Source organism: Neobacillus vireti (assembly GCF_036962345.1).
Lineage (GTDB): Bacteria > Bacillota > Bacilli > Bacillales > Cytobacillaceae > Neobacillus > Neobacillus vireti_A.
Genome location: NZ_JBALNB010000012.1, coordinates 234,256 through 251,716, shown reverse-complemented (window position 1 = coordinate 251,716; position 17,461 = coordinate 234,256). Strand labels below are relative to the sequence as shown.

The following is a 17,461-nucleotide window of genomic DNA, read 5'->3' as shown; positions in this document are numbered from 1 at the left end:
GTTCGCACCCCTTAGGCCCGTTGTCTTCGATACCAGTAATAGAATCCTGGAATCGCAATGATAATTGGAAGGAAGAAAATAGACATAATCGATATGATGATTTGCTGAAAATTATTCATGACCAGCGGACTGCTTGAAACATCTTTTGGCCGGATGAGCATTTGTTCACTACCTTCCTGAAGCCAATTGACACTATTCACAAACAAGTCCAGATTTGCATTATTACTGCTTTTCAACAAATTTTCATTTAAGAAGAACGAACTGGAATAAACAACCATAGATGGCTTCTCTACTGCATTTTCCTTTTTACTAATGGCTGCTCCTAGATGAAAAGGACCGGTTGGATCCATTGCTTCCTGGTCAAAATTACGTTTTTCTTTAATGACATCCGGATACTTACTGTACGATTCCTTCGATGAGGTGAGCAAAGGAGATATCAGTAAATCATCTTTTTTTACCTTTAATACTTCGATCGGCTGACCATAAGCAACGATCGCTTTATAATTTGATGCTTTTAGCGAGTCAACAATTTGATGCTCCCCTAACGCAGGAATCATCAAGTATTTATCAGAATTCAAACGGTGGGTCATTTCATTCTCAAAAGCGATTGAACGATTGATGTTAATTCCATTAAGCTTTAGTAGATTTTCATAATTACTTCGGTCGGCATCATACAAATCATCAATCACAAGGAGTTTTCCACCTGCATTCATATAGTCCTTGATTTTCACTGCTTCTTCTTGTGATATATCCTTTTTCAAACTATGAATCATTAAAATGCTTTCCGCTGAAGCTTCGAGCGAATCGGTTAATAAATTAATTTTCTCAATTGTATAGTTTTCATTTTCTAATGCGGTTGTAACCTCATGATTCAATAGTCCTTCCCCATGGCCAACGGTAGTATAGATGATCCTTTCTCCATCTGTACTCACACTTAAGATTGCGCTTGTTATTTTTGACTCTGTTGCAATTTCTTTCACCTTACTTTGATCCTCTGATAACGAAACAAGGTCAATCGGACTTAACGTTTTCACCTTTCCGCCATTTTCGACGATGATGGAACCAAACGTCAGATTACTATCGTCACCATACTGATAAAGGACATTCGGATTTAACTCTGGATCGATGTATTGGACGGTAATGTTCCCTGAGGCATCCTGATATTTCTCAACAATTCTTGCCGTCGTACTGTGCTCGCTTCCTGCCTTTTCAAGGACAATGATGGTGATTTCGTCCTCTAAATCTTTTAAAATCATTTTCGTTTCAGCGGATAAAGTAAATACTTTATTATTGGTGAAATCGAATTTTTTATCATACTTAATCGCAAAAAGATTGACGATGACTACGATGGCAATAACCACTACGATAAACGCTAATGATAGACTCCCATATTTTAAATTTCGTTTATGAAATTGCTCTGCTATTTTTTTATCTGCAATCACAACATATCATCCTTCCTAACTCCATCTTCTTCTTTCTAAAATGACATAAGAAAAAAATAGAAAGAGGAAAATTATCGATAAATAGTAAACCATACTAGATAAGCTAATCACACCAATAAAATACTCATTACTGTAGTTGGTCACTGAAAGCAGTTTAATTGTTTTTTGAATGATTCCTTCAAAAAGAATTTTTCGTGAAAAGAAAACCGCCATCGTTCCCCCAAGTAAAAGTACGAATGTAACCAGTGTGATCCAAATATTTTTTAGCAGCCAATAGATAATACCACTCAAAACAAGAATACAAACGACAACGAAAAACATGCCTGATAACGAATCTCTTGGAATGAACTCCGAAACACTAGAGACGGTGAATAAAATGATGCTGACTCCTAATGAGCTAATACCGGCAACAATTTGATTTTCCGATACTATGGAAATGAAAATTCCAATCGCGATAAAGGATGAGCCTAATAGAATAAAACCGATATAAGACGTGAGGATGGAATTCACATCGATATTTTCAGTAAAGAAACCAAGTGTAACGGCATGAATGCCTGTAATCGTTATCGTCAGCAGGAATAACACGATGACCGCAAAGTATTTACCGAGCACCACATTCCTTAAAGGGATGGGCGAAGTAAAAATAAGCGGCTCAGTTTTGTTTTTCTTCTCTTCGGCAAAGCTTCGCATCGTAATCATTGGAAAGATTAGGATAAATATAAAAATCATATTGTTGATGGTCGAGCTTAGGACACTGTTTGGATTTGGAAAAACATTCATAAAGGTGAAATATAATCCGAAGATAAACAAATAGATGGCCATAAACATTGTCCCATACCCAGTCATGAAAAAGCCCTTTAATTCTTTCGTTAAAATGATGGTCATGCCTATACCCCTTTTTTCTCGAGGATTAATTCCATAAATAAATCCTCAAGCGAGTTTTCTTGCGTTCTCATTTCTAAAATCGGCAGCCTATAGTTTGCCAGCTGCAAAAAAAGTTTTTCACGAATATCAATTGTTGGGTTATATAATATGCTGTAATCACAGCATTCTTTTTCAGACTCAGGCTGTACTTCTATCGATAGGATTCCTTCGACTTTCTGAAGGATCGATTGAATTTCAGCGTTCTCACCTTTGATCCTGATATACAATCGTTGATGGTGACTTTCCCCGGATTGTAAATTCATCGGACCCGCCTTCACCATTTCTCCATTTTCAATCACGACGAGGTAGCTGGCGACGGAATGAATTTCGCTTAAGATGTGCGAACTGATTAACACCAAGGATGTTTCACTCAACTCTTTGATTACCTTGCGAATATTGATTAATTCTGTTGGGTCAAGACCAACTGTGGGCTCATCTAAAACAATTAATGGCGGGTTGCCGAGAATCGCTTGAGCGATACCCACTCTTTGTTTGTATCCTTTAGATAGATTCTTGATCAATCGATTTTGGACATCGGCTAAATGTAATTTTTCTATTTTTGTTTTAATTTCGTGTTCTCTTGTTACTTTTTTAAGTTTTTTTATTTTCGCAACAAATTGTAAATACTCATTTACGGTCATCTCTTCATAGAGCGGGGGCGTATCCGGCAAATAGCCAATTTTCTCTTTAATCAAATCAGACTCTTCAAGGATATTCATCCCATCAATGAATACATCTCCACTTGACATCGAAATATAGCCGGTAATGATGTTCATGAGTGTCGATTTACCGGCACCATTACTTCCAAGAATACCGACAATCTCACCTTTATTAATCGAAAGCGATAGATTATGTAACGCAATTTTTCCTTTATAGACTTTAGAAACATTTCTTAGCACAAGCATAGTTCTACCTCTCTCCTATCAAATCTTCAGATGGTGGACGAAACAATTTTTTTATTTACTTTTTGCAAAAGAAAGGTTGAGACGAAACAATAGATTCCTGGAAACAGAAAGATGGTGACTGTTGGGATCAATAGCATCAAATAGATACATAGAGCTGCACTGATGAGCATCATTATGGTCGTTTTAAACTCCTTGATTGAAAAATACAACGACAGCTTACCAATCTCTTTCATGGTAAATTTTTTTAACGAAACAAATTGAAACGTATATAAGCTGACACACATTATCAGCGATATGACAGCAAGCAGCGGCAGCAGCATAAAGCCCATATCTTGCGATTGCTGAAGAATAAAATAATTCATGACAGTGATGATGGTTAAAAAGACAAGAATACAAGATAGACCCACCGATTGGCGAAAATGACGGCGATATCCCTTGAAGAAGTCCTTGATTACGGAAACTTCTTGGTTTTGTATAATCTTATTCATCACATCATACATGGCAGCGAGCGACGGTCCTACAGGAATGGTAAAGATGCCTATAATGATCAAATGGAAAATCGAAATTGGCATTTCCTTACTTGCCATCACCAAAGCATAAGTGGAAAAGATTAGCAGGATATTCGTTAGCAGAAACAGTGTACTGGTCATAAAAATCCAGTAAATATAGTTCATCACCTTGAAAAGCTTACCGTCAAAGAACTGCAGATAATTCGTTTCATTCATAATAACGCCCCCTAACTTAGTGCCATACACCCCATTAGGGAGGTGTATGGCGCTTAAAATAGTCAATTACTGGCCTTCTTTTGCTTTCTTCAATTCTTCTTTTGTTTGCTCAATTTCTTCTTCTGTAACACCTAAGTCTACACCGTTATCACGGAAATCCTTCAATGCTGCCTGGATTTGCGGGTCAACGGCTTCTAGGCCTGTTTGTACGGTTGTAGCCCCTGAAGCAATGTCTGTGAATAATTTGTTGACAATTCCGTTAAGCTCTCCAAAACCGTAAATTAAATTGGTTTTAACGTTTTGGTGCATCAGCATCGCGTACTCAACAGACTCAGCATCATTTGCTCCTGTCTCATACTCTTCTCTTGTCCAACGCTCCCAATCTTCTGCTGTACCGATGTTCGTGATTTCATCCCAAATTTCTAGTTTTTCCTTTGGTTTCTCCACTGTACCCAGCATGATTTCCATTGAATCATCATGACCTACTGATACTGGCTGTTCCGGATTTTCATTTGACGGTCCTGCAGGGAACGGAATAAACCCATACTCGTCTTTCATTCTGCCGCCATTTAAATCACTCGTTGATACCCACCAGTCTTGGGCAACCATTAAAACTCTTCCATCACGAAAATCATTTCTGACACTTGCCTGACCGCCTTCTTCTTTCGGCTGCAGGAATACTCGTTTATGGTCTTTGTGAACCTTTTGGAAGTACTCTAATGCTTCAACAATTTTCGGATCATTTAAATTAACGTCAACACCGTCTTTTGTCTTGTTTATCGCTTCGGCACCATTGTTATAGATTAAATCGAAGGCAAGACGGTCGGCACCTAGTCCGTACACATCAACTTTACCATCATTATCTAAATCTTTGGTTGCTGCTTCAGCAATTTCAAACATTTTGTCCCAAGTCCACTCGCCGCTTTCGTATACTTCATATAGATTTGGCAAACCTAGATTTTTAAATTGTGTTTTATTCCACCAAATACCATCACGGACGATTACCGTTTCCATTGTTCCAGGTCTAACGGAATATGTTTTCCCTTTATATTCACTTGTTTTTCTTGCTGATTGGACCCATTTTGGATCATCAAAATCAACAACATTTAAATCACTGACAGGATATGCGATACCATTTTCAGGGAAGGCAGGGTAGTAATTAAAAGCGTGAACATACACGATATCCCCAACAGGGTCACCAGCTAATGTCGTACGAATATAATCTCCAACCATGCTATCATAAGGAATTTCGACAGATTCAAATTTAAAATTCCACTTCTTTTCAAGTGCTTGAATTCTCTCCAGCCATTTTTCCTTTACTTCGCTGGCGTTAGGGTCAATCGTTCTCATTGGTCCTGCCCATTTAAAGGTTAAGCCGCCATAGTCACGATCCTCCAGCTCCTCAACAGGTACCACTTTGTTATATTTTTCTTCTACTTTCGGCTTCTCTGCCTCTTTCTTCTCCACTTTGTTCGGCTCACTGCTTGTTTCGCTCGAACATGCCGCTAATAACAATGCCAAAGAAGCACCTGCCAATACTCGACCAAACTTTTTCATACTTTTCCCCCATTTCAAATGTCAATTAATAAAAAAACTTGTCTGAAAAAACATCTAGCTGTCTTGGCAATCACCCCCTTAATAGAAAAGTTGAAGCGCCTTGACCAAGGAAAAAATCAGTTCATTTTTTCCCAGGGGCGACAGGCATAAGACGAGCCGGCGTGAAGGTTGCTCTTTAACCTTCTCGACGGATTGTCAGAAATGTGGAGGCGACTGTCCTGGGACGAAGGAATAAGACGAACCATGCAAGAAGGCGCTTTTTGCCTTCTTCATGGGGTGGCTTATTCCTCGAGTCCCAAGGAGCCGCAACTAGACAAGCTTATGACCCGAGCCCCTAGGCGCTGAAGCTAGACAATTCTCAAAGTCGTATTCTTCTTAGCCAACAATCCCGGAACGTTCGATACTCTCGACAAAATATCGCTGTGCAAGGAAATAAAGAATGAATAGCGGGATGACAACTAAAATCGTTCCTGTGTTATTCACCATCGAAACGAGCGCCGGACTGACAAAGCTTAAATCTGTCGCAAATGACTTGCTTGCCAGTGTTCCAAGCGAGGTGGCCATTACTTTGAAATCGGATAAATATAAATTGGAGTAGAAGTTATCTGTCCACTGCCAGACAAATCCGAATAAGAGAATCGTTACCATCATCGGCACTGCGCTTGGAAGCATGATTTTATAAAAGGTTTTAAACACACCACATCCATCCATATACGCCGCTTCCTCTAATTCATTCGGCATACCGCTGAAATACTGCCTCATTAAGAAGATGTATAATCCATTCTTGAAACCTTGAGCGGTAACAGAGGTTAAAATAAACGGCCATAAAGTATCAAGTAAATTAATACCGTCTTTTCCTGTTATCCATCCAAAAAGTCCAAAGAAATCAAAGAAACGAAAATGGAAGAACAACGGAAGCATTAAGGTCTGTGGCGGAATCAACAAACAAAATATGACAATCATAAACAACGTATTTTTAAATGGAAATTTAAAACGGGCAAATCCATAACCAACAATCGTACAAGAAATCAGTTGCAGAATACTGGTTAGTAAGGCCAGTCCGAGCGTCCGGAAAAAAACAGTTCCATATTCCATTGCCGCAAACACATTTTGATAGTTTGCCAGAGTGAAATCCCTTGAGATATAGACAACAGATGCATCGTAAAGGTCACTCTCTGACATAAAAGACACACTGATTTTTGTTAGGAGCGGCTGTAAAATAATAAAACAAATCCCAAAAATAATAACCGCTCTGATGATGGCCCATAAATATCGGCCAACTTGTTTCTTGAAAAAGTATTTTCGTTCCTCATAGGAATGCTTACTTACTGCTTGCAGCTGCATGGCTATTTAACCTCCAAATCAAGTTTTATATCTTGAAGTTAACTTCAGAACAATGAGTGATAAGACAGTTAAAATAATCGCAACTGTACCTAAATAAACCCAAGCCATCGCTGACCCAATTCCAAATTCTGATTGACTGAAAATTGTATGGCGGACAAGCGACATAATCTGATTGTCAGCACTTGTAAAGGTATTAATGATTGTATAAACCAGGTTAACAATTATTAACGGACTAACCATCGGGAAGGTAATCTTCCAAAAATTTTCCCAGCCGGTGGCTCCGTCCATAGTGGAGGCTTCATATAATGATTTTGGAACCGATTGCAAGCCAGCTAAAAAAATTAAGATTTGCACGCCCGAAGCAATGACAATTTCGTAGATTTGATCCACGGCTGCCACCAGAAAGCCGACAATCGGCCCTGGGATATTAATCGCATACAGAAACTGCTTAAACTGAAGAAATTTCAAAGCCGTTGTTGATTTTTCAATTTCCTCTTTCGATGCCCCTTGGGTAGAATTGACAAGCAAATCAGTACTTTCAATCGCCAGAACAATCCCCGAGGTTAAAATAACAGGCAAGAAGAAAATGGCTCGGGCAAAGGCTCTCCCTTTAAATTTTTGATTCAATAAACTAGCTGCAAAAAAGCTAAAAATAATGATGACCGGAACCTGTGAAATGATTTCCGTCACATTGGCCAGTAAGGACGGTACAAAGTTCGGATTGACCTTCAGCACTTTTTCATAGTTTTCAAGACCAATATAGGTTAAGTGATAGCCGGAAGAAGTCACGCTTAACTTGCTCAAACTAAAGGTTAATGATTGAATTAACGGAGTTAAGAACAACAAAATGAATCCGACGAAAAACGGTGCAATAAATAAATAGCCAAATAGTGCTCTTTGCTGCGTTAATGTTAAGCTTTTTTTCTTTTTTTTCATTACCTTTATTTGAGTCTTTGTACTAACAACCAAATTTGATTTACTCACCGCTTCCACCGCCTTTCACTGCAAAATCCTTTGCTTCTACTTTAACTCCATTGGCTAATTCAACAGCTTGATCACGATAATTCACATAAACATCGACACCATTTTCATAGCTTGTTTTAAAAACATCATCCAAAATCTGATCATGATGAAGGATTCTTTGATTCTGGGTATTTGCTAATTTCTCATTCATTTCTTTGTACTTTTCCATTGCCACATTAAACCAGGCATCAAAGTTAACGGAATGATAATCAGCAAATCCAGTGTTCTTCAGCCTATGGTTATCGTTATAAATCCAAGTAAAGTACAGGCCTGCACCCGTCTCTACAGCCTTCAAATAATTGGTTTGAAAATCATCGGTTAAATTGATTGGATTTCCGGCATATTCAACGTATCCATTTAGTACCATTTGATAGAATGGTACGGTTTCATCCAAAATCGTATATTCATTGGAGTACATAGGAGCTTCAACAACGTCATCTAAATAACCAAAGGAATAACTATTCGCATTTCTTCCTAACAAATCAAGCTTTTGTTTTTTTAAGTATTCGAAAGCGGAATGATAATGGTTCAAGCTTTCTTCCCGGTCTATCAGATGATTGGACGAAAAGTTAGAAGAAAGATGATTGACCATCGTTCGAAGTGATACGTTCTCAATCGTATTGTTTTTATCACTTCGAAGGAACTCACTCATTAACTCCTTCGTGTCAGCTGAATTTAGAACGTATTGTTCAGGATGAAGTGAACTTTTTCGCTGAACAAGCCCATCCTTCACCAAACTCTGTCTTTTTAACGCAGCAATCGTATTATCAAAATACCTTGCTGCTTGGCTATCCTTAGAAAATCCGTCAAACATCTTATCATGGTAAACATGACCAAAGTCTACTTCGAAATAGAGCGGAATATTTTCCTTCTTTGTATAGTCAATCAATGATTGGCGGGTAAAGTTATTCTCGCTTAATCCCTTCAATTCATTGATTTCTGACGGAAACTCATGATGAATGCCGCCATTAAACCAGCCATTCATAATCAATTTGATATTATCAACATCATTGGCTTTTACCTTACTGATCATTTCTTCAACCTGTGCGTAGGTCGTCAAAACTTCTGTCCCGTTATATGGAATACCGAGTAACGTCTTCCGGACATTGATGCCGCCTAATGCTTCTACATAGAATGGGATATCCTTTTTCTGCTCTGTCTTTTTCAATACACCATTTTCTTCTAAATAGGTTTGATATTGGCGTGCCATTCCGGAATAGTCAGCTTGATCGCTATCTAGGAAAAAGTATTGGACCTGATACTTCCCTTTATAGAGCTCTTTTTGATAAAGCTGCAATGCGCCGCTGCCTGTCCGGTTTTGCAGCGTACTTTTGCCATTAGGAACAATCGTGAACTCAGCATGAGCTATATTGTAGGAGTTCGTTTTCCCAGCCACATCTCCATAGATTTTTGCATGTGAGGAGCCTTGATTAATGACACCAAACATCGCTTGATTTTCTTTTTTTACGCCAAACACCGGCATGCGTATCGCAAGATCGTGATTGATGGCAGAGTCCGTATCATAATGAAGGGTCTCATCCTTGCCAAACACGTTTGCAATATAGCTTGTAGCATTGTTTTTGCCGTTATTAAAATGGATCAGTGAACCAGAACCATCTGGAACAAATACATAGCCAGATTCATTTGTGTCTGCCGCTCCAAAGTACTCTAGCAGCTTAATATCCGTTAAGGTAGTTGATTCACCATTGACAATTCCACTTCCGTCAATCGCAGCTTTAAAGGAATCTTTATCGAGCGTATATTCAACGGGAACCGTAAAAAAGGCGCCTCCTGCTTCTTCTACCTGATGCTCTTCAATATCCTTGTTGTATTCGTCAGTTGTATATCCTGCTTCTGCAAATAATGGCTCTGCAGCCTTTTGTTTAAAACTCGGCGCTTTTGAACGTAGAATATAGACATTCGCTTCAGCATCTTCCTGATACAACCGAAGGACTTCCTTTTGATCCCTTTCATCCATTTTTGAGATGAATTTTTCCATTCGCTCATAAGTAATTTTTTTCGGAATGACATTCCCATCGATTTCTTTCCCCAACGTGTATGTCACCCGGACACCATTTTCAATTTCCTTTATTTCGACTTGATTATTTTTCACTGCATCGGTATACGAGTTTAAGAACCCTTCTTGAACCTTTTTATTAAGATATCTAACTGATAGTTGTGCACGCAGTTTTTCTTTATTTTCTAAGGTGGCAACTGGATCTGACTCCGCATTGACGGGGTTCGAATACCAAATTTGATCGGCTTTTTTCGTGACAATCGCAAACTCAGCTGTTTTTTTGTTCATATAAAACTGCAAATCATCATTTTCACTGACTAACACCATTTCTTGTTTCTTCAGTGCTGCCTCATGTATTGAGGTCGCGGATGCTTCAGCTTCAGAGGGCGGGATGGCAGCCGCAAGAGATAGAACCAACACCAGTATCAGAATCATGTATTTTTGCAATGTCATCCCTCCTTTACACCCGGAATCGAATTTCTTTGTAGATTATATAGAAAAAGCCAATGATTTGTTGAATGACGCTCATAAATAGCAAGGCGATAAACACCATTAAACCCATGCCAATGATAATTCCAATAATCGTTAATAACGTCCTTTTTAATGAATACTGATGTGTAACCATGGTTCCAAAGAAAATCAATGCAGCCGTCCAAAGCAAGGAAAGTGTAAGAAAGAAATAATAGAAAGCTCCTTCCTCAAAATTAATCACATACGAAAGAACGACTAATGGGGCATTGATAAGAATAATCGGTGTCAACGAATAAGAGGTTGCAATTACAATATCCTTAAATGTCCCTTCTCCATCAGCAAGCGAGGTTAAACACCAATTGGCCGTACAAAATAAGATAAATGGGATTAACACACTGGTGATTTCTAAATAGATATTGATTTCTTTTAAATTATTAAAATTAAACAGGAAGGCTGTATATTGCCGCTGGAGCATAAATATAACTACGACAAAGAACGTGATTGTTAATGCAGCAGGAAGAGAGCCTCTTTTTTCCCGTTTCAAATCCCAAAATCCATCAAAAGGACGGAAGATGAGGTGTAAGCTATAGGTTAATGCATTAAGATAGGTACTCATTTCCTGCCTCCTTCCTTACCTTTTTGAACATCCACCTCGACTTAAAGATGGTCTTAATGACCAAGATACCGATGATTACAGAAAGAACAGTGGTCATTATCGCTCCAAAGTTCTCGCCTAAATACTCTCTCCGGTAGTTACTAAAGGCTTTAGAATAGTACTTTCGGTTATCTGCAAGTTTAAAATATTCCATGGCCTGCTTATTTTCTTCATTGCGCAGGAACACTTTGCCAAGCCCGGTATAAGCGACATCAGAATTCGCATTTAACGCAAGCACTTCCTCCCATTTCTTTTCCGACTCTTGATAGTTGCCTTCGAAATGAGCCTTGATTGCCTCATTAACTGTCTTACCGTACGTTGTTAGTTCAAAGGTAATAATGGCATTCTTCTTATTATCCAAAACATACAGCTTATCTTTGAACTGACCGATAGAAACCGGATTCATGAAATTCCCTAATCGATTTCCGTTTGAACCAAATACATACAATAGATTTCCGTCATAATCGTACGTGAAGATTTTTCCATCTTTGCTGTCTAAGGCGCTGTACACTTGATAATCGGTTACGGAAATATCTCTGAACTGAGTAATATCCTTGGCACTAGCCATGTAATAATCACCGATTGGGGGACCATAGCCAAAATCACGCAGAACATTGACGCCTGAAGGATTCAAACGGCGGATCACATCCTTCCCTTGGTCCTTCTTGCTGACGTTTCCAAGGGTGACGTATAAAAACTCGTTTTCATCAAGAAAGAGATTATTGTATTCCGTCGGAATAATCAGCTTCATTCTCTTAATTTGTTCTTCTGTCGCAACATATCGGGTCCACAAATATTTCAGCGGGTCAACCGAAACCTCCGATGCTCCCATGAAGCCTTGAAAGGAACCATCCGGATTCAGCTCGATTACCCCGGAGTTTACGCCAATCGCTATCGCAAAAATCCTTCCTGCACCATCCACCACTACTTTTATCGGTCTAAATCCTGTCTTATCGGATATCAAATGGGTTTCCGGTCTCTCAATACTGCGGACATACTGGTTGTCTTGATCAAATTCGACGATCCTTTGATTTTCCGTATCCGCAACGTATTTATGGCCTTCACTGGTAACAAAAATTCCTTGCGGCTGATTAAAGCTGTCACCATGATCGAAGGATTTAATTTCACCGATAAACTCAAGATCTTCAGTAAAGGAAATAATACGATTATTTTTAGAGTCCACAACGTAAATGGTGCCATCCTTCGTGATAAACAAATCACTTGGTTCATTCAATTCACCTGCACCAAGCGCTTTTCCATTCATTTCTGATATAGGCAGATAAGGGCTTGGGCTTTTTACCGGTTCTAACCAGAAGTTATAGGTGTAGCTTTCATAAGGAGCATCTGCTGCTGCGATTTGACTAAATAATCCTGAAAAGGGAATCACAAGTAGTACGACCATCGTATATTTCAAGAGCCTTCTTAACATTTAAGCTACACCCCCTTAATCCTTAATCCCTGAAGTCGACATCGTTTCAATAACATTACTTTGAGAAACGATAAAGACTGATAATGGAACCACCATCATAAACAAGGCAATCGCTGAAGCCGCCCCTGCCCGGGAGAAACCTGTTGCAACAATTTGATTTAACGCTGTTGGCAGTGTTTTCAGTGCTTCATTATAAATAAACGCACCGCCATTTAAACTCCATAGCGCTTGAAACGAAAAGATTAGCAAGGTTAGCCATGCCGGTTTAACGAGCGGCATCGCCACTTTCCAAAACACATAAAATTCGCTGGCCCCATCCAGCCTTGCTGATTCCAGTAACGAAACAGGGATTTGCTCCATAAACTGCTTCATTAAAAAGATCCCAAGTGGTGCAGCAATAGCTGGTACAATTAACGAAAGATAGCTGTCTATCCAGCCGATTTTCGCCATGATCAAATAGTTAGGAATCGCAGTTACATGCGGCGAAAACATTAAGGCCAGGATGACCATGCTAAAGAAAAGCTTTTGTCCCGGAAATTTATGCTTTGCCAGAACAAACGCCGCTAACGAAGCGACGATTAGATGCAGCAATGAGCCAACTACAGTGATAAAAACAGTGTTAAAAATATAGCGTGTAAAAGGGACCCAGGATGAATTCATTAATGTAAATAAATCCCTAATATTATCCATGGTTGGATTCCTGACAAAAAACTTTGGCGGGAATTGAAAAAGCTCTTCCAACGGCTTGAACGCATTATTGACAGCATAGACAAGTGGCAAGGCCATAAACGAAGCTACAGCAATTAACGCTAAAACATTCAGTACATCACCATATAAGGAACGGTTTGGGGTTCTTTTTTTGATTTTAATGGCCATTATGTCCCCACCCTTTTCAAAATCTTTTGAATCACAATATTACAACTAATCATCACAATAAATAATAAGGTTGCAATTGCTGACGCATAGCCCATTTCAAAACGGATTGTACCGTAATCGACTAAATGGGAAACAATCGTATGGGCTGCATAATCAATCGAAGGAAAACCAGCCAGCGGAACAATCACATCGTGTATCGCAAACGATCCGGTAATGGTTAAGATGGCGCCAAACATGAGTTGCGGTCTCATCTGAGGCAAGGTGATAAACCATAATTCCTGCCATCTGTTGCTTACCCCATCAATATAGCCGGCTTCAAACAAGCTTTTGTCCAGTGTCTGAAGTCCGGCAACGAATGCCAAAAACCCGGCTCCAACACTAGTCCATAAAATAACAATAAATAAAGCTGGCATGATATAGTCTGGGTTCGTAAACCATTGAATCGGTTCCTTAATGATTCCAAGCTCCATCAGAAAACCATTGATATAGCCGTACTGGTCACCACTGAAAATGATTCCCCAAATAACAAACACCTGCCCCGATAACGAAGGAGCGTAAAATACGACAACCAAAATTGTTCTAATCTTTCTCGGCAGTTCATTAATAAACCAGGCAAATAAAAACGAACCAATATATCCAATCGGACCGGTGATTAGGGCAAACAAAAAGGTTGTTTTGATTGACTTTAAGAACAAATCATCCGATACAAACAGATTCAAATAGTTTTGCCAGCCGATAAATTTAGGCGGTTCTAAAATATTGTAGTAAGTGAAGCTCAGCCCAATGGAAATGACGACAGGCAAGACATAAAACACAAAGAAAATAAGGGCAAAAGGTGCAAGAAAAAAATAGGAGATTTTATTCTTTTTTATTTTTTTGCCCAGAATTTTCATTCTTTCCTTCAACATCCCAATGGGTGTTTCTTTTTGAGAGATACCTAGGCTCGGATGATGGATTCCTTCATTGGTATGGACATACTCGGCTTTATTCAATTGCGTTCCGTTCCTCATGTGATCCCCCCTCATTGGTTTCTAGGCCAAACTCTTTTCTTTTATTGGTAATCTCACGATCAATGATTTGTTTATAATCCAGAATCGTTTCTCTCGAGTCATCCAAGTCGTTGTAAACGCGGCGGAAGGCATTCTCGATATGCCTTGGTGTGAAGTAGGCACCTGGAACCTCCGGATTTCCCTTCACCCATTTCCATTGCGATTCAAGATTGCGGTAGACAGCTGACGGCCATCCTAAGATTTCAACCGCTTCCTGGTTTGCAGTCGCATATCTAGCAGCAACACCAATAATACTCTCCAACTCTTTACCAAACTTGGCCTGTATCTCTGCAGACGTCCACCATTTCATAAACTCCCACGCCTCTGCCTGCTTTTTCGAGGCTTTTAAGAGGATCGTTGCTGTACCAGAACTGCTGGCAGAACGGTCAATGGTGCCATCAGACTTCCTTGTCCCCGGAACCGGTACCATTTCCCACAAACCTTTTAATTCAGGGGCAAAGACTGACAGATAGTTAAATGTAGAGTAATCGGCAATACCAATCGGCATTTCACCCGTTCGAAAACGGTTGGCAAAATCATAGAGAACTGGTATCGAGTAATCTACAAATAATGAAGTCCAATCCTGGAAGGCTTTAACAGCTTCCGGTGAATCCAACTTCGTGACCTCTCCATTGTCCGAATATAAACGTCCTCCATTTTGATAAAGGAACATCGTATACGAACTTAGCGTCGACTCAATTCCTGCTACTGCACCGGTGCCTGTCACCCCATTTATCGGAATCCCGATATTCATTTGATTCTTCTGAATATAAGGCATGATTTCATATAAATCCGACCATGTTTCGGGCTTTTTAATTCCTAATTCTTCAAAAATATCTTTTCGATAAAACATCATTGGAAATGTTTGTGTTTCCGGTACCGCATAGACTCCCCCGTTCAATTCATAGGGAACCACCGCACTCGGTGAAAACCTTTTTTCAATATCTTGATAATCTGGGAATTGACTGATATCTACAATCGCATCACGAATCGCATAGTTTACAGGAGAGGCAATCGGAACGCCTAGGGCTACATCCGGTCCTTGACCTGCTAAGGTTGCTGGCAGCAGTGTTGCAGCATCAACAATCTCTACGTTAACATCGATACCAGATTGGTCCTCAAAATAGTTCTTAACTAGCGAGTTCAAAATATTACCATGGTCTCGGCTTGCCACCCAAACCGTAATACTATCCTTACCGCTTGTCCCACCAAGACTGGAGTAATCCTCAAAGAATGAGCCGAAAAAGGATTGGGTCGAAAACCAGCCGCTTTTAATAAAATTCGCTGTCGATGAAGGTGTTTCTAAATTGCTGGAAGTGATAAACAAATAATCAAGCTGTAATGGATTTTCCTGCATCGTTAACACCCATGCCCCAAGCGAGGATATGTTATTTTGAAATGAGGTCCAGCGTTCTGGAATCGTCCTTGGGTCTTGAACCATTTGTCCTAATTGGACAACCAACGTATCCAATGTCGCCGTTGACATACCTTTCCTTGAGGTTTTTTTCGTTAAATCAGCGGAAACCTTTTCTAAACTCTCTTTGGCACCTTTTAATTTTTTCAGTGCTTCAGGCGTTCTTTTTTCCAACTGATAATCCCTAAATAAATCTGGGGTACTTCCGATAATCATCAACAGCTCTCGGTAAGCTTGGTTTAGATTGATTAAGTCGGTTTCAACGGTGCTAATCGTTTCGGCTAAAGCACCAAGGGAAACCTCTAGCTGGATCTCGTGTTTTCCTTTTTCTAAATAAAAGAAAAATGGTTCATCGCCCTCAAGCTTATTGACTTGCCATTCGGCGTCATAATTAAATGAAATATTTTTCATTTCTTTAAATGGGATTTTTCCATCAATTTTTAATGTTCTTGCTGCATAGGAACCGCTTTTCAGGTTTTGCCAATATTTCAATCCCATTTCATAAAGCCCGGATTCCGGAACTTCAACTTCCCAAATAAGCCATTGGCCAACCCTTTTCCATGTGTCCCCGCCGATGGTATTTAAGCGCATCTTCGTTGGATCACTTGGTTCCGTAGCTGGAGTGGAGCGATCAAAGGTCGGATAGAGCATCGGATCCGATTTAAAGGCTGCCTGTTCCGCCTGGATTTTGATTTCTTGATCAAGCTTCACTTTTTGATAATTGTTCTTTTTGTAATGCGCTTTCAATTCTTGGTACGTCGGGATTTCCTCATGCTGTTTTAGAACAAGTGAACGAATTAACATCGTATCCTGAATCGAAGTCAGCTCAATCGTGTTTTTTCCTTTTTCAAAGTGAAAGCGGAAGGGCTCCTGTTCATAACCTAAATAATCATTGAAGTAAGTGGTCTGCCATTTAGGCTCTTCCACTTGAGAAGGACGGATGTCATTTTCGTTTGCGTCTTGTTCGATCTTCGTTGCGTCTCTCCACACCCTGGAAAACGATAAATATTGAGCATTTCGAAACGGGATTTCCCCATTTATTTTCAATTCTCTTTCAATATTCATTCCTTTTCCTTTATAAGGGTAATACTCGATCTCCACATTATAGAGTCCGGCTTCTTCGACATCGAACTCCCATTTCATGGTACCTTCCTCGGGACTCACAACCGAGATGCCATCACGTCCCTCATAGGATTCAAGACTTTCATAGTTTTCACGATTCAATAGGTTTTGATATTCAATCACAATCGTTTCGTCTGGGCGCTTGTCTTTTACTTTCCCTAAATATTCTTCATAACTATTTGTGATCGTTTCCTTCTCGGTAGGTTTCTTCTCAGCTGCACTACCTTTATGAAAAGGAAGATAGGTCGAAAGGATAAGTGCTAAGATAATGGGAAGGATGAAAAGCTTTCGGACCATTTTTTTTGCCACATTACTACCTCACTTTCACGACAGGATTCGAAACATAAAGCGTCATAATTTTCGATAAATTGATCATAACACCCCTTATATAGACTTTTGGATATGTGGGTTATTCTGCATGTGTCAGTTTTGCAAATGCTTACAAAACGTATATTTCCAGCAGATTGCATATCACAATATTTTTCCTTATCAGGGTTGGAAACAAAAG

The 17,461-nt window shown here is 39.5% G+C and carries 13 protein-coding genes; all 13 read right to left on the bottom strand.

The window, feature by feature from the left end; all coding sequences use genetic code 11:
- Window positions 1-11: 11 nt before the first annotated feature.
- The 13 genes from V7108_RS15710 to V7108_RS15650 all read right to left on the bottom strand — a co-directional run bounded on the left by V7108_RS15710 (window position 12) and on the right by V7108_RS15650 (window position 17,262).
- A complete protein-coding gene (locus V7108_RS15710) occupies window positions 12-1,442 on the bottom strand; it encodes a GldG family protein (RefSeq protein WP_335568780.1) in 1,431 nt (476 codons plus the stop codon).
- 15 nt (window positions 1,443-1,457) lie between these two features.
- On the bottom strand, window positions 1,458-2,327 hold the full coding sequence (locus tag V7108_RS15705) for an ABC transporter permease (protein WP_335568779.1): 870 nt from the start codon (window positions 2,325-2,327) through the stop codon (window positions 1,458-1,460).
- Window positions 2,328-2,329: 2 nt separating this feature from the next.
- Window positions 2,330-3,271: an ABC transporter ATP-binding protein gene (locus V7108_RS15700; RefSeq protein WP_335568778.1), complete on the bottom strand. Its 942-nt coding sequence runs from the start codon at window positions 3,269-3,271 to the stop codon at window positions 2,330-2,332.
- Window positions 3,272-3,297: 26 nt separating this feature from the next.
- Complete coding sequence (locus V7108_RS15695) at window positions 3,298-3,996, bottom strand: DUF624 domain-containing protein (RefSeq protein ID WP_335568777.1); 699 nt, start codon at window positions 3,994-3,996, stop codon at window positions 3,298-3,300.
- Between the two features lie 66 nt (window positions 3,997-4,062).
- The gene (locus V7108_RS15690) at window positions 4,063-5,553 is read right to left on the bottom strand and encodes an ABC transporter substrate-binding protein (RefSeq protein ID WP_335568776.1); all 1,491 of its coding nucleotides are present in this window, start codon (window positions 5,551-5,553) and stop codon (window positions 4,063-4,065) included.
- A gap of 375 nt (window positions 5,554-5,928) precedes the next feature.
- The gene (locus V7108_RS15685; RefSeq protein WP_335568775.1) at window positions 5,929-6,897 is read right to left on the bottom strand and encodes a carbohydrate ABC transporter permease; all 969 of its coding nucleotides are present in this window, start codon (window positions 6,895-6,897) and stop codon (window positions 5,929-5,931) included.
- Between the two features lie 18 nt (window positions 6,898-6,915).
- Window positions 6,916-7,881: a carbohydrate ABC transporter permease gene (locus tag V7108_RS15680; RefSeq protein WP_335568774.1), complete on the bottom strand. Its 966-nt coding sequence runs from the start codon at window positions 7,879-7,881 to the stop codon at window positions 6,916-6,918.
- The gene (locus V7108_RS15675; protein ID WP_335568773.1) at window positions 7,874-10,384 is read right to left on the bottom strand and encodes a DUF5696 domain-containing protein; all 2,511 of its coding nucleotides are present in this window, start codon (window positions 10,382-10,384) and stop codon (window positions 7,874-7,876) included. The genes V7108_RS15680 and V7108_RS15675 overlap by 8 nt, the downstream gene beginning before the upstream one ends.
- 13 nt (window positions 10,385-10,397) lie before the next feature.
- Window positions 10,398-11,024 (bottom strand): YIP1 family protein, encoded by a 627-nt coding sequence (locus V7108_RS15670; protein WP_335568772.1) that lies wholly within the window; start codon window positions 11,022-11,024, stop codon window positions 10,398-10,400.
- Complete coding sequence (locus tag V7108_RS15665) at window positions 11,008-12,492, bottom strand: NHL repeat-containing protein (protein WP_335568771.1); 1,485 nt, start codon at window positions 12,490-12,492, stop codon at window positions 11,008-11,010. Before V7108_RS15665 ends, V7108_RS15670 begins: the two co-directional genes overlap by 17 nt.
- A gap of 15 nt (window positions 12,493-12,507) precedes the next feature.
- Complete coding sequence (locus V7108_RS15660) at window positions 12,508-13,368, bottom strand: carbohydrate ABC transporter permease (RefSeq protein WP_335568770.1); 861 nt, start codon at window positions 13,366-13,368, stop codon at window positions 12,508-12,510.
- Window positions 13,368-14,378: a carbohydrate ABC transporter permease gene (locus V7108_RS15655; RefSeq protein ID WP_335568769.1), complete on the bottom strand. Its 1,011-nt coding sequence runs from the start codon at window positions 14,376-14,378 to the stop codon at window positions 13,368-13,370. The genes V7108_RS15660 and V7108_RS15655 overlap by 1 nt, the downstream gene beginning before the upstream one ends.
- Window positions 14,353-17,262 carry an extracellular solute-binding protein gene (locus tag V7108_RS15650; protein WP_335568768.1) on the bottom strand — a complete coding sequence of 970 codons (2,910 nt, stop codon included), beginning with the start codon at window positions 17,260-17,262 and terminating at the stop codon, window positions 14,353-14,355. The genes V7108_RS15655 and V7108_RS15650 overlap by 26 nt, the downstream gene beginning before the upstream one ends.
- Window positions 17,263-17,461 lie beyond the last annotated feature (199 nt).

Bases quoted from the DNA above. Each gene is read 5' to 3' on its own strand.
- V7108_RS15660 (WP_335568770.1), bottom strand. From the start codon at position 13,368: ATGGCCATTAAAATCAAAAAAAGAACCCCAAACCGTTCCTTATATGGT.
- V7108_RS15670 (WP_335568772.1), bottom strand. From the start codon at position 11,024: ATGAGTACCTATCTTAATGCATTAACCTATAGCTTACACCTCATCTTC.
- V7108_RS15655 (WP_335568769.1), bottom strand. From the start codon at position 14,378: ATGAGGAACGGAACGCAATTGAATAAAGCCGAGTATGTCCATACCAAT.
- V7108_RS15700 (WP_335568778.1), bottom strand. From the start codon at position 3,271: ATGCTTGTGCTAAGAAATGTTTCTAAAGTCTATAAAGGAAAAATTGCG.
- V7108_RS15705 (WP_335568779.1), bottom strand. From the start codon at position 2,327: ATGACCATCATTTTAACGAAAGAATTAAAGGGCTTTTTCATGACTGGG.
- V7108_RS15690 (WP_335568776.1), bottom strand. From the start codon at position 5,553: ATGAAAAAGTTTGGTCGAGTATTGGCAGGTGCTTCTTTGGCATTGTTA.
- V7108_RS15695 (WP_335568777.1), bottom strand. From the start codon at position 3,996: ATGAATGAAACGAATTATCTGCAGTTCTTTGACGGTAAGCTTTTCAAG.
- V7108_RS15685 (WP_335568775.1), bottom strand. From the start codon at position 6,897: ATGCAGCTGCAAGCAGTAAGTAAGCATTCCTATGAGGAACGAAAATAC.
- V7108_RS15665 (WP_335568771.1), bottom strand. From the start codon at position 12,492: ATGTTAAGAAGGCTCTTGAAATATACGATGGTCGTACTACTTGTGATT.